Raw genomic sequence first — 12959 nt, 5'->3', positions numbered from 1 at the left:
CCCCATTCCTTGCCGTCGGTGACTGCGCCGACATGCACGTTGTCGCCGCTGATGTAGCGGTTCATCAGGGTCAGGCCGGGAACGCCGAGGGCGGCGAAGTTGTAGTCGTGGCGCACCTGCCAGGATTCTTCCTTGGCGTTGTCGTAGCTGGAGTTGTAGCTGTCGTTGGCCAGGGTGCCGCCGCTGGTGCCGTTGACGCGCATCCAGGCATCGTCGCCACTGACTTTCTGCAGGCCGACATAGAAGGTGCTGCCGCCGTACTTGGCCGACAGCAGGGCCGACCAGGTGCGGTTGTCGAGGTCACCGGCCAGGGCGCTGCCGTTCTCCTTGCCGTTGAAGTAGCCAAGGTTGGCGCCCAGGGTCCAGTCACCGACAGGCTGGCTGTGTATCACTTGCAGGTACTGCTGCTGGTAGATGTCTTCCAGTTCGGCGTACCACAGGCCAACCAGGGTGCGCTTCTCGTTGAAGGCGTATTCGCCGCCAGCGAAGTTGAAGCGATCGGAAGTGAAGGCGGCGCGGCCGTTCATGGACATGTCGTCCAGGCTCGCGTCGTTGCGCGGGCTGTTCTGGCGGAACTGGCCGCCATACAGCGTCAGGCCGTCGATTTCCTGGGAAGTGACCTGACCGCCCTGGAAGGTCTGCGGCAGCGAGCGACCGTCGTCGGAACGCAGGATCGGCAGCACCGGCATCCACTCGCCGACCTTCAACTCGGTCTTGGAGACGCGCATCTTGCCGGCCATGGCCAGGCGACCGAAGTCGTCGGCGGGGCGGCCGTCGTCATGCACCGGCAGCAGTTGGGTACCGCGGGTGCCCTTGCCGCCGTCGAGTTTGACCGAGAGCAGGCCGAGCATGTCGACGCCAAAACCCACCGGCCCTTCGGTGAAGCCGGACTTGGCATCGAGGATGAAACTCTGGGTCCATTCTTCGGCTTTGCCCTGGGTGGCGGAGTCGCTGACGAAGTTACGGTTCATGTAGAAGTTGCGCAGGTTAAGGGTCGCCGTGGCGTCCTCGACAAAACCATGCTCATCGGCGGCCTGGACGGGCAGGACGGCCAGTCCGATGGCGGCAGCGAGGATGCAGGGAACAAAGGGTTGGGCCTGGCGGCGGCTCGCGGGATTCATGCTCGTTCTTGCCTCTGTGATTGTTGTTCTCGGGTGCGCAAAAGCCCCTTCGCGGCGTTTGCGCGAATACACGTCAGTGCTGGAGTTACGGGGGCGTCAGCGGGCTTTGCGGCGCTCGAACAGGCGCGTCAGGCAGCGTTTCAGCTGGTCGCCCAGGTGCTCGCTGCTGGACAGTTGGACCAGGGCGACGGAGGCGAAGGGAGAGGTGCAATCGAAGAGCAGCCCGGAGGCGGGCGGCGAGGCATGGGAGGTGCGGGGCTGGAGCATCGTCATGGACCTTTCTTGTATTTATGTCGGTAAAAGGCGAAGCGTTGCTGGGATCGCAGGCTGGTTGCGGCAACGCCTCGCACTTGGGACCGATAGTGAAATCCGCCAGCCTTGCGTTCAATCGGCTGGAAACGCTTTTGTTCGATCATCGAACAACAACTAACCATTCCGTACATTGTTGCCGCTGGATTGGTGGAATCCCTTGCCGCAGTTCCAGGTTTCACGGGGGAGGTGTTGTCTTCTAGAATCGGCACACATTCAAGAGGACCCATTCCCCATGGCCGGTAGCCAGATCGAACGTGCCTTCAACCTGCTCGAACGTCTCACCACTGATCCGCGCGGCCTGCCGATGCAGACCCTGGCCGATGAGCTGAATATTCCCAAGAGCGCTACGCACCGCATGCTGGCCGAGCTGATCCGCCTCGGCTACGTGCGCCAGAACCAGGAGAACAGCCGCTACCAGCTGTCCACCCGGCTGGTGGCCATGGCGTTTCGCTACCTGGCCAACAGTGGTGCGGATATCGTGCAGCCGATCCTCGATCGACTGGCCCAGGAAAGCGGCGAGCTGGTGCGTCTTGGGGTGATCGAGGATGACCGCCTGACCTGGATCGTCAAATCCCAGGGCGCACGCTCCGGTCTGCGCTACGACCCCGACATGGGCCGCGATGCGCCGCTGTTCTACACCGCCTCCGGCCATGCCTGGCTGGCCAGCCTGAGCGATGCCGAGGCGCTGTTGCTGGTGGAGCGCCAAGGCGTGGCCGACCCTAAGGATTTCGGACCCAACGCTCCCCGCTCGAACATCGAGTTACTGGAACGCCTGCGCCTGGCTCGCGAGCGGGGCTATGCCTGGGTGGTGGAAAGCTCCTCGGTGGGCATGTCGGCACTGGCGGCGGTGGTGCGTGACCCGCGCACTGGCAAGGCCATTGGCGTGCTCAGTGTCGCTGGCCCCACGGCGCGCCTGCCGGAAGAGCGGATGCACGAAGTGGCGCCACAGTTGCTGGCGGCCGTGGCCGAGTTGTCGGCGGCGAGCCAGGCGTCGGAGTTTTTCGTCTGATCGCATGACCGTAGAAGGGGCGAATTCATTGGCTATGCCGACAGTAGCGAATACTAGGCGGCAACCAGGGAACGTGGGTGCGGGTAGGAGCCAGGGGACGCCGAGTTCTTGTTGGCGAAAATGTCCGCGTTCGCTAGCAAGCTAGCGCCTACAAGGAATTCCAGCACCTTCCCCACATCTCTTCGCGAATCCTGCTTTCGTCAGAGGGCCGCATGTTTTTCTTGCGAATAAATGGAACTAAGTTCTAAATATCGCAAGACAAATTGTGGAACTGGATTCCGAGAAGAGCATGACTGATCGAGTTTTCTCCCTCGCCGCACTCACCGTCCTCGAGCTTTCTCCGCCGGAGATGGTGGAAGTAGCCGCACGTACCGGCTACAGCCATGTCGGCCTGCGTCTGGTGCCGGCCACACCCGAGGAGCATCACTTCCCGCTGGTGGCCGATGCCGCATTGCGTCGGCAGACCCTCGAGCGGCTGCGCAACACCGGTGTGAAGGTGCTGGATATCGAAATCCTGCGGCTCAAGGCGGAAACCCGCGTAGCCGATTTCGAGCCCATCCTGGCCGCCGGTTCCGAGTTCGGAGCCACGGAAGTGCTGGTGGCCGGCAACGACGCTGACGCGGCGCGGCTGACCGACAATTTCGCCGCCTTCTGCGACCTTGCAAGTTGCTACGGCCTACATCCCAGCCTGGAGTTCATGCCCTGGACCGACGCCCGTGACCTGAACCAGGCTGCGCGCATCGTGGAGAGCGCCGGGCGGGCCAACGGCGCCGTGCTGGTGGATGCCTTCCACTTCAACCGCTCAGCCTCGCGTCTGGAGGACCTCGCCAAATTGGCCCCGGAGCGCCTGCGCTATGCCCAGCTTTGTGATGTGGCGGGCCCGCGCCCGGACGACATGGACGAGATTCTTCGTCAGGCGCGCAATGAGCGCCGTTTCCCCGGCGATGGTGATAGCGACCTGATCGGGTTGCTCAGGACGCTGCCGGCGAACATTCCCCTGAGCCTGGAAATTCCCACGCGCCCGTTGATGGAACAGGGCGTCAGTGCCCAGGACCGCGCGAGGATGGCGCTGGACAAGGCGCGGACGCTGCTTCAGCAGGTCTGAGATTTCACCTTTCACGCGGCCGGCTGGGCTGCGTTCTTTTTTCGAGAACCCCATGAGCATCAGTACCCCGCTGTCCGGCGCCAACCAACCGCTGCGGGGCATCCTGCTGGTGGTGTTGGCCACCTTCCTCTTCGCCGGGCATGACGGGCTGTCCAAGTACCTGGGCGGCCTCTATCCGGTGGTGATGGTCGTCTGGGCCCGTTACCTGGTGCATACCCTGCTGATGGCGGGCATCTTCCTGCCCCAGGCCGGCCTGCGCGTGCTGCGCACCAAGCGGCCGATTCTGCAGGTGCTGCGGGCATTGAGCCTGCTCAGCACCAGCCTGCTGTTCACTGCGGGGCTGCAGTACATTCCCCTGGCGGAGGCGACTGCGGTCAACTTCCTGGCGCCGGTGCTGGTCACAGCGCTTTCGGTGCCCTTGCTCAAGGAGCAGGTCAGCGTTGGCCAGTGGGCTGCGGTGGTGATGGGGTTTCTTGGCGTGCTGGTGGTTGTGCACCCGGGTGGGGAGCTGTTCACTCCGGCCATTCTGTTTCCCTTCTGCTCGGCGCTGGGTTTCTGCTTCTACCAGTTGCTCACACGCAAGCTCGCGGCCCAGGACAGCCCGACCACCAGCAACTTCTTTGCCGGCCTGTGCAACACCCTGGTGATGAGCGCCCTGGTGCCTTTCTTCTGGCAAGTCCCGACCTTGGGACATGGGCTGCTGATGCTGGCCCTGGGGGGCGCAGGCATGACCGCACACCTGTTGCTGACCCAGGCGTTCCGCCTGGCTGCACCGGCGTTGCTGGCGCCCTTCGGCTACTGCCAGATCGTGTTCGCCGGGTTGCTGGGCTTTGTGATCTTCTCTCAAACCCCTGATGCCATGAGCCTGGTGGGAATCGCCATCATCTGCCTGAGCGGTCTGGGCGCGGCCTGGATGCAGCGCAAGAGCTGAGTCCGCTGCAGGTTCCCTCACCCCCAGCCCCTCGCCTAAAGGGAGAGGGGCACAAGTCGAACTACAGCCCGAATCTCACCACCCGTTCCTGCAATTCCAGGGCCGGGCGCGACAACTTGTGGCCGGTGTTTGCGACCCGGGCCACTTCCTCCATCGCGCTGGTCATTTCGGTCACGGTAGTGGCGGTCTGCTGGATTTCGTCATGCTGCTGCAACGGGCGCCTGGTGCTTTCCACGGGCCAAGGCTCATCTGCTCCGCAGGAGAACCAGCAGGGCGATCAGGTCGACGCTGCCCCGTGCGCGGCGGGCGATGCTGAGGCGAAGGAATGCCATGCTCATCTCCATTGTCATGAGCGTTCGAAACAGGTCCGGTAGAAAGGGAGAAGGCCCCAATTGGGGCCTTCTCTGTTCAGGTGGCTTGCGCGATCAGTGGCTGACGGCGCGCATGCTGTTATCGCGGCTGGACTCGTACTGCTGCTTGTCCATCGGCTTGGCATCCGGGTTGCCGAGGTCGTCCATGGCCAGGCGATGGGTTTCCGGCGCCACGTAGGCAGCCAGGGCGCACACGCAGGTGATGAAGAAGGCGATGCAGCCGACCACCATCGGGATGTTGTCCGAGCCGGGCGGGGCGACGGCGGCGAACAGGGCCGGCAGCATGGCGGTCAGCATGGTTCCGATGTTCTGGGCGATGGCCATGGCCGATACGCGGAAGCGGGTCTGGAACAGCTCCGGGAAGAAGCTCGGGAACACCGCGTTGTAGCCCTGGTAGACCATGCCCCACATCAGGATCGAGGTGCAGAAGGCCAGCGGAACGCTCTGGATGCTGATGGCGTAGAGGTAGACGAAGGCCAGCAGACCGGAGCCCAGGCAGCCGGCAATCATAGTCGGGCGGCGGCCGATCTTGTCGGAGAGGTTGCCGACGAAGGGGATGACCAGCACGGCGACGATGTTGCCCACCACCGGAATCCACAGGTACACGCTCTTGTCGAAGCCGATGCCGTAGGCCGGCTGTACGGCGTAGGCTGCACCGAAGATGGTGGCAACGACCGGGATCACGTTCATCAGGGCCATGAACATCACCAGCACCATGCTCTTCCAGCTGTGGCGGAAGGCTTCGGTAACCGGCGATTTGGCGACTTTGTGCTGGTTCTCTTCGTTGACGAAGGCCGGGGTCTCATTGACTTCACGACGGATGATGAAGCCGGCTACCAGGACGAAGGCGCTCAGTAGGAACGGAATCCGCCAGCCCCACTCATTGAAGGCTTCGCTCGGCATGAAGTAGGCCAGCGGCAGGAACACGGCGGCCGCCATCACCTGGCCAGCCTGTACGCCTTGCAGGGTGAAGCTGGCGTAGTAGCCGCGCCGTCCGAATGGCGCGTGTTCGAGGATCATCGAACTGGCACCGGAAATTTCACCGGCTACAGCAAAGCCCTGGACCAGGCGCAGGAGTACCAGCAGCGCCGGGGCAAGCATGCCGATATCGTGGTACGTCGGCAGGAGGCCGACGGCCATGGTGGAAATACCCATCAGGAACATGCACAGCAGCAGCACATTCTTGCGGCCGCGGGTGTCACCCCAGTGGCCCAGCACGAAGGCACCCACCGGGCGCGCCAGGTAGCCGACGCCATAGGTCGCCAGCGAGGCGATGATGGCCATTTTCGGGTCGGTGTTCGGGAAGAAGATCTGCGGGAAGATCAGCGCTGCCGCCTGGGCATAGATGAAGAAGTCGTAATACTCGAGGGCGGAGCCTATCCACCCGCTGGCAGTTGCTTTCTTGGCTTGGGAGCTGGAGGGAGTAGCCATCGTTGTCTCCGTTGTTTTTGTTAGGTAGCCGGACGCACATTCCCCGGCGAAGGCCTGGTTGGAACGCGTGCACGCTTGCGTAACGGTGCTCGACGGGAGCTTTCCGGTTATCGCTGTCCGAGAGGTGTCAGGGAGTCAGTTCAGAGGGGCGACGTGGCGGTCGCACTCGGTCTGGATGCCGCGGCATGCCGGCTGGAGGAGGGGGCTTCGATCAGGTGGCTGGTAGTGAGCATGAGCGGGTACCTGTTTCTTGAAATTGTTATGTCGTGACGCTTGGTTGTCATCGCAGGACCCTCCGAGTGACTGGGCTGGCAGTGATGCCACCCGACGGGTTGTCTGCAACATGGGGTTCATGTTGCGCAGTGATCGAAAAAGCGTCAATTCGATAACCGGCCTTTTGTTCGCTGATCGAACACAAAACTAACTGGTTCGTACATATTGAATTGCTGGGCAGACTTTACGCGCGAATAATCGATCCAGCTACGAAAACAAGCCGTGCGGGTGGCTTTTGTGTGGGGGGCGAATTCATTCGCTGACCGGACCGAAGGTTCGGCATCTCGATGACGGCAGCTGTGCTGCCGATAGCGAATGAATTCGCCCCCACAGGTGATCTGCCACCCTGCCTGATTCCCGCCGCTGACCGCAGAGCCGGCGCCCACCCACAAGGAGCTGAAGCATGCAGCGTTCCATTGCCACCGTCTCCCTGAGCGGTACCCTGCCGGAAAAACTCGAGGCCATTGCCGCCGCCGGTTTCGACGGTGTCGAGATCTTCGAGAACGACCTCCTGTACTACGCCGGGAGCCCGCGCGAAGTCCGCCAGATGTGCGCCGACCTCGGCATCGCCATCACGCTGTTCCAGCCGTTCCGCGACTTCGAGGGCTGCCGCCGCGACCGCTTGCAGAAGAACCTCGACCGCGCCGAACGCAAATTCGACCTCATGCAGGAACTGGGCACCGACCTGGTGCTGGTGTGCAGCAACGTTCAGCCAGACTCACTGCCGGACGAGGAAATCCTCGTTGACGACCTGCGCCTGCTGGCTGAGCGCGCCGGTGCACGCAACCTGCGCATCGGCTACGAGGCGCTGGCCTGGGGCCGCCACGTCAACAGCTGGCAGCAGGTCTGGAACCTGGTGCGCCAGGCCGACCACCCGGCCCTCGGCGTGTTGCTGGACAGCTTCCATACCTTGTCGATCAAGGGCGATCCCAGCGGCATTGCCGAGATTCCCGGTGACAAGATCTTCTTCGTGCAGATGGCCGACGCGCCGCTGCTGGCCATGGATGTACTGGAGTGGAGCCGGCATTTCCGTTGCTTCCCCGGGCAGGGCGAGTTCGACCTGCCGGGCTTCCTCGCGCCCATCATTCGCAGCGGCTACACCGGCCCGCTGTCGCTGGAGATCTTCAACGACGGTTTCCGCGCCGCGCCGCCGCGCGCCAACGCCGCGGATGGCCTGCGCTCCTTGCTCTACCTCGAAGAGAAAACCCGAAAGCTGTTGGCCAAGGACCCGACCCCGCCGGCCAACCTGGACATCCTCTTCGCGCCGCCGCCGGCCAGCCGCTACGACGGCGTGGAATTCCTCGAATTCGCCGTGGACGAGTCCCAGGGCGCCAAGCTCGCCAACTGGCTGGAGCGCCTGGGCTTTGCACGCGCCGGCAAACACCGCTCCAAGGCGGTCAGCCTGCTGCGCCAGGGCGACATCAATATCGTGCTCAATGCCGAACCCTATTCCTTTGCCCACGGTTACTTCGAGGCCCACGGCCCGTCGCTGTGCGCCACCGCCCTACGGGTGAAGGACAGTGGCAGCGCGCTGGAGCGAGCCCGCGAGTTCAAGGGACAACCGTTCCGTGGCCTGGTAGGGCCGAACGAACGCGAGATTCCGGCCGTGCGTGCGCCGGATGGCAGCCTGATCTACCTGGTGGATCAGGCCCAGGCCGGACAGACCATCTACGACAGTGACTTCGTCCTCGACGCGGGCGCCAGCCAGACCGGTCAACTCGACCGCATCGACCACATGGCGCTGGCCCTGCCGGCCGACGGCCTGGACAGCTGGGCGCTGTTCTACAAGAGCGTGCTGGACTTCGAGGCCGACGACGAAGTGGTGCTGCCGGACCCTTACGGTTTGGTGAAGAGTCGCGCTCTGCGCAGCCGCTGCAGCAGCATCCGTCTGCCACTGAACATCTCGGAGAATCGCAATACTGCGATCTCCCATGCGCTGTCCAGCTATGGCGGCTCCGGCGCCCACCACATCGCCTTCTCCTGCGAGGACATCTTCGCCGAGGTGAGTCGCGCCAAGGACGCTGGCGTCCCCTTGCTGGATATCCCGCTCAACTACTATGACGACCTGGCGGCGCGCTTCGATTTCGACGACGAGTTTCTCAGCGAACTGGCCTACTACAACGTGCTGTACGACCGCGACGCCCAGGGTGGCGAGTTGTTCCACGTCTACACCGAGCCATTCGAGGGGCGCTTCTTCTTCGAAATCCTGCAGCGCAAGAACGGCTATGCCGGCTACGGCGCGGCCAACGTCGCGGTGCGTCTGGCGGCCATGGCCAAGGCGCGCAGCGGCGCCATCGCCAAGGCCAAGCTGTAGACCGCGCGGGAGCCTGGCGCCTTGCCTGCGCCAGGCTTCCTAACGGCCGCCGCCCAGCCCATAATCCACCCAGTTTCCGCTGGCCGTGAGCCCAAGATGACAATAACTGCCGAACGCCAAGACCTGCCCACAGAGGCCCCTCGCAAAGGGCGCAAGAACAACCCGGAGAAAACTCGCGAGAACATCCTTCAAGCGGCCATCACCGAGTTCGTCCAGCAGGGCCTGTCCGGCGCCCGGGTCGACGCCATCGCCGAGCGCATGCATACCTCCAAGCGGATGATCTACTACTACTTCGGCAGCAAGGAGCAGCTTTACGTCGAAGTGCTGGAAAAGCTCTACGGCGATATCCGCCACACCGAAGGCAAGCTCCACCTGGCCGAGCTTGAACCGCGTGAGGCGATCCGCCGGCTGGTGGAGTTCACCTTCGACCACCACGACCGTAACGTCGATTTCGTGCGCATCGTCTCCATCGAAAACATCCATTACGGCGAGTACGTCAAGCAGTCCAACGCCATCCGTTCCATGAGCACGACCATCCTCGATGCGATGGGCGAGATCATCGAACGCGGCCAGGCTGAAGGCCTGTTCCGAGCGGGCGTCAATGCGTTGGACCTGCACCTGCTGATCAGCTCCTTCTGCTTCTATCGCGTCTCCAATCGCAATACGTTCGGCCAGATCTTCCAGATCGATCTCACCGACGACGAGGTCAAGGCCCGGCACAAGGCGATGATCTGCGAGTCGGTGCTGCGTTACCTGCAGGCCTGAGCCATTCGCGCGCCGCGCGACGTCAGCTGACACCATTCACGCGAATCGAAGGCTGAATTGCAGAAGCCGGCCGCCCAGGGCTACGCCGGGGTGGACCAGGAATACGAGGCGGGGATGTACGTGCTGGCTCACTACCCTTGCGCTAACGCTGCCGAGTCCGGAGCTGGACTGACCGGGTAGTGTGCGCCGTGCGCACCGGACGTCCGGTACACACGGCGTGCGCTTTCAATCAGCCGTTCATGCTGGCGAAGTGCGCCATCATCCGGTCGGCGTCGGCGCTGCGGCCGCTGATCAGCTCGAAGGCTTTCACGGCCTGGAACACCGCCATGGTGCCGCCATCCAGCGTGCGGCAACCGATGGCGCGGGCATTGCTCAGCAGCTCGGTTTCCAGCGGGAAATAGATGATCTCCGCCACCCACAACTCGGGCCGCAACAGCTCTGGAGGAACCGGTGTGCCCGGCAGCTTGGCCATGCCAATCGGCGTGGTGTTGACCAGGCCATCGGCTTCCGCCATGGCATTGGGCAGGTCCGTACCCAGGGCGGCGCGACCGGCACCGAAGTGCTGGTTGAGACTGTCCACCAAGGCCTGGCCACGGGCGGCGTCCACTTCAAACAAGGTCAGGCGTTCGACACCTTCGGCCAGCAGGGCGTGGGCCACGGCGGAACCCGCGCCACCGGCGCCCATCTGCACCACCTGGCGGCGCTGTACATTGGGCAGGCCACGGCGGAACCCTTCGCCAAAGCCGAGGCAGTCGGTGTTATGGCCGACGCGCTTGCCATCCTTCAGCACCACGGTGTTCACCGCGCCGATGCCGGCGGCTTCGGGCGAGAGCTCATCCAGCAGGGGGATGATCGCCTGCTTGCAGGGGAAGGTGATGTTCAGCCCGGTGTAGCCCATGCGCTGGGCGGCGTCGAGCAGGTCGGGCAGGGCGCTGGTATCCAGTTTCAACTGGTCCAGGTCGATCAGGCGGTACAGATAACGCAGACCCTGCGCGTCACCTTCATGCTCATGCAGGGCAGGAGTGCGGGACGCCTGGATGCCCGCGCCGATCAGGCCGGCGAGGACGGAGTGCTTGCTTTGGGACATAGTGATCAACCCTTGGAGAACAGTTGGCCGAAGTGCTGCAGCGCCAGGCTGTAGCCTTGGCTGCCGAGTCCGCAGATCACGCCAACGGCAATAGCGGAAACGAACGAGTGGTGACGGAACTCCTCGCGCTTGTGCACGTTGGACAGGTGCACTTCGATCACCGGCAGCTCGCTGGCCACCAGCGCGTCGCGGATAGCGACGGAGGTGTGGGTCCAGGCGGCAGGGTTGATGACGATGCCGGCGCAGCGACCGCGCGCCTGGTGGATCCAGTCGATCAATTCGCCTTCGTGGTTGGTCTGGCGAAAGTCCACCTCGAAACCCAGCTCGGCGGCGCTACGGCTGCACAGGGCAGCAATATCGGCGAGGGTTTCATGGCCATAGGTGGCGGGCTCACGGGTGCCGAGCATATTCAGGTTCGGCCCGTTGAGCACGAGGACGGTGCGAGTCATTACGGCAGGTCTCCATTGTTGTTCTCACCCGGCTGGAAAGCGCCGGAGCGTCTGACAATGAAAATGTACTAACCAGTTAATTACGTCAATTTGTCCAAGGGGGTTCTGTGCGGTTATCGGACGGCTTAAGAGCCTCTGGTCGCGCGGCAGAAGGGTGGGTTGTTCGCTTGCGGTGCCGCCTGCGCCCGTCAGCTGCTGGGCTCTCAGCGCAAAGTGGTGGTACTGCACCGAGATGCCCATCACGAGAACGTCTTCGATTTCGGTGAACGGGGTTGGCTGGCCATCGATGCCAAGCGGGTGATCGGTGATCACGGCTACGACTACGCCAACCTGATCTGCAATCCCGAGCTCCCCACCGTGACCCAGCCGGCGCTTCGCTCGCCAGGTTTAAGTGATTGCCGAGGCGACGACGCTGGGCCGGTAAGGCGGAAAGCTCCGAGGCTGTAGGGGCGATCTCAGTCGCCAAGCGCGCCTTGGCTGTTGCGAGAGATCTACCAACGGGCCAAGCGCCCGGTAGGAGCTGGCTTGCCAGCGAAACCGGGCCATTCGCTGGCAAGCTAGCTCCTACGGGCAATGCAGCTACTTGCGACTTGTAACGCAGACAGAGCCAATGAAATCGCCCTCACAGACGCCTCATGCTCGAGTGATTACCACCTCCAGGTATTCGCTCGGCACGATCAGCGACTCCGGCCCCGCACGGTTATAGCGCTCCAGCAGTTCGGTCAGGTCGCGCTCGAGTGCGACTGCGCCGTCGGCGGGGAGGGCGGCGAAGGCCTTGTGCACCGGGCCGTACCAGGTGCGGAAGACTTCGATGAAGTGTGCGGCGGACTGGTAGCGGAAGTTGAACAGGCGGCGCGCCACCGAGATTTCCCGTGCACTGTCGTCGAACAGTTCACGCAGGTGGCTTTCAACGCCCCAGCGCGATGGCGGCTGCACATCCGGAGGTGGCGGTAGATGACGGCCGAGGGTCTTGAACATCTGCCCGATGAAGCCTTCCGGCGTCCAGCTCGCCAGGCCTATGCGTCCACCCGGTCGGCAGACGCGTGCCAGTTCGGCGGCAGCCTTGGCCTGGTCGGGGGTGAACATCACCCCGAAGGTCGACATCACCACATCGAAACTGGCATCGGCGAAGGGAAGGTTCTCGGCGTCGGCTGGCTGGAAACTCACTTCCAGATGGTCCGCCTGGGCACGCTCCCTGCCACGCTCCAGCAGCGCCGGGACGTAGTCGGTGGAGGTCACCCGGGCACCGCGGCGTGCGGCGGCCAGGGTCGCGTTGCCGTTGCCGGCGGCGACGTCCAATACCGATTCGCCATGGCGAAGGTCGCAGGCTTCGGCCAGCAGCTCGCCAACCAGTTGCAGGGTGGTGCCGATCACGGCGTAGTCGCCGCTGGCCCAGGAGGCCATCTGACGGCTTTTCAGAGCATTGAGATCAGTTGCGGTGGTCATTTCGGGACTCATTCGGCTGTGGCCGGGTCGATGATCGAGCTGATGCGGGAAATGCGATTGGCGGGAAAGCCGCCCTGCTGGGCGTGCTCTCTCACCAGCTCCTCGCTGGCGGCTATGTAGACGCAGTACAGCTTGTCGTCGGTGACGTAGCTCTGGACCCATTGCACCTCTGGACCGAGTTCGCGGAGTACTCGGCAGGACTTCTGTGATATGGCCTTGAGGTCTCGTTCCGTGAGTTTTCCAGCTTCCGGTATCTCTCTTTCGATGAGGAACTTGGGCATGGTGACCTCGTTTTCTTGGCTTCTCGGGTGTTGCATGCACGCCTTTGGTGGATTGGGCAGTAAG

The 12959-nt window shown here is 63.3% G+C and carries 13 protein-coding genes and 1 pseudogene; 6 read left to right on the top strand and 8 right to left on the bottom strand.

The annotated features are described in order from the left end of the window. Positions 1-1121, bottom strand: a 1121-nt coding sequence (locus E8F20_RS16500; RefSeq protein WP_280284680.1) for an OprD family porin, incomplete at its 3' end; no start/stop codon positions are given. A 96-nt stretch (positions 1122-1217) separates the two neighbouring features. Beyond that, entirely contained in the window at positions 1218-1394 is a 177-nt protein-coding gene (locus E8F20_RS16495; protein ID WP_280284679.1) for a hypothetical protein, read from the bottom strand. A gap of 271 nt (positions 1395-1665) precedes the next feature. On the opposite strand from E8F20_RS16495, the gene E8F20_RS16490 reads away from it, so the two are divergent. From E8F20_RS16490 to E8F20_RS16480, 3 genes are all read left to right on the top strand, one after another. Further along, positions 1666-2442, top strand: coding sequence for an IclR family transcriptional regulator (locus E8F20_RS16490; RefSeq protein WP_280284678.1), 777 nt, complete (start codon positions 1666-1668; stop codon positions 2440-2442). A gap of 289 nt (positions 2443-2731) precedes the next feature. Continuing rightward, the gene (locus E8F20_RS16485) at positions 2732-3547 is read left to right on the top strand and encodes a sugar phosphate isomerase/epimerase (protein WP_280284677.1); all 816 of its coding nucleotides are present in this window, start codon (positions 2732-2734) and stop codon (positions 3545-3547) included. 52 nt (positions 3548-3599) lie between these two features. Beyond that, positions 3600-4478 (top strand): DMT family transporter, encoded by an 879-nt coding sequence (locus E8F20_RS16480; protein WP_280284676.1) that lies wholly within the window; start codon positions 3600-3602, stop codon positions 4476-4478. Between the two features lie 61 nt (positions 4479-4539). Here the strand turns inward: E8F20_RS16480 and E8F20_RS16475 are convergent, their stop codons facing one another. Both E8F20_RS16475 and E8F20_RS16470 read right to left on the bottom strand, forming a co-directional pair. Further along, positions 4540-4713: a hypothetical protein gene (locus E8F20_RS16475; RefSeq protein ID WP_280284675.1), complete on the bottom strand. Its 174-nt coding sequence runs from the start codon at positions 4711-4713 to the stop codon at positions 4540-4542. 190 nt (positions 4714-4903) lie between these two features. After that, positions 4904-6280 carry an MFS transporter gene (locus tag E8F20_RS16470; protein WP_280284674.1) on the bottom strand — a complete coding sequence of 459 codons (1377 nt, stop codon included), beginning with the start codon at positions 6278-6280 and terminating at the stop codon, positions 4904-4906. A 676-nt stretch (positions 6281-6956) separates the two neighbouring features. Between E8F20_RS16470 and quiC the strand changes: the two genes are divergently transcribed. Both quiC and E8F20_RS16460 read left to right on the top strand, forming a co-directional pair. Further along, on the top strand, positions 6957-8867 hold the full coding sequence (gene quiC / locus E8F20_RS16465) for a 3-dehydroshikimate dehydratase QuiC (protein ID WP_280284673.1): 1911 nt from the start codon (positions 6957-6959) through the stop codon (positions 8865-8867). A gap of 96 nt (positions 8868-8963) precedes the next feature. After that, positions 8964-9632 (top strand): TetR family transcriptional regulator, encoded by a 669-nt coding sequence (locus tag E8F20_RS16460; protein ID WP_280284671.1) that lies wholly within the window; start codon positions 8964-8966, stop codon positions 9630-9632. Between the two features lie 229 nt (positions 9633-9861). Here E8F20_RS16460 and E8F20_RS16455 read toward each other — a convergent pair whose 3' ends face one another. Then, complete coding sequence (locus tag E8F20_RS16455; RefSeq protein WP_280284670.1) at positions 9862-10719, bottom strand: shikimate dehydrogenase; 858 nt, start codon at positions 10717-10719, stop codon at positions 9862-9864. A gap of 5 nt (positions 10720-10724) precedes the next feature. Beyond that, entirely contained in the window at positions 10725-11168 is a 444-nt protein-coding gene (gene aroQ, locus E8F20_RS16450; protein WP_280284669.1) for a type II 3-dehydroquinate dehydratase, read from the bottom strand. A 207-nt stretch (positions 11169-11375) separates the two neighbouring features. Between aroQ and E8F20_RS16445 the strand changes: the two are divergent. Further along, a pseudogene (locus E8F20_RS16445) lies at positions 11376-11556 on the top strand (aminoglycoside phosphotransferase family protein); the annotation flags it as partial. A gap of 245 nt (positions 11557-11801) precedes the next feature. Here E8F20_RS16445 and E8F20_RS16440 read toward each other — a convergent pair. Together E8F20_RS16440 and E8F20_RS16435 are read right to left on the bottom strand one after the other, a co-directional pair. Continuing rightward, positions 11802-12614 carry a class I SAM-dependent methyltransferase gene (locus tag E8F20_RS16440; protein ID WP_280284668.1) on the bottom strand — a complete coding sequence of 271 codons (813 nt, stop codon included), beginning with the start codon at positions 12612-12614 and terminating at the stop codon, positions 11802-11804. Positions 12615-12622: 8 nt separating this feature from the next. Continuing rightward, positions 12623-12895 carry a DUF4242 domain-containing protein gene (locus E8F20_RS16435; RefSeq protein WP_280284667.1) on the bottom strand — a complete coding sequence of 91 codons (273 nt, stop codon included), beginning with the start codon at positions 12893-12895 and terminating at the stop codon, positions 12623-12625. Between the last annotated feature and the right edge of the window lie 64 nt (positions 12896-12959).

It is taken from the genome of Pseudomonas sp. BN415, assembly GCF_029871195.1.
GTDB lineage: Bacteria > Pseudomonadota > Gammaproteobacteria > Pseudomonadales > Pseudomonadaceae > Metapseudomonas > Metapseudomonas resinovorans.
This window is presented reverse-complemented; position numbering and strand designations above follow the sequence as displayed.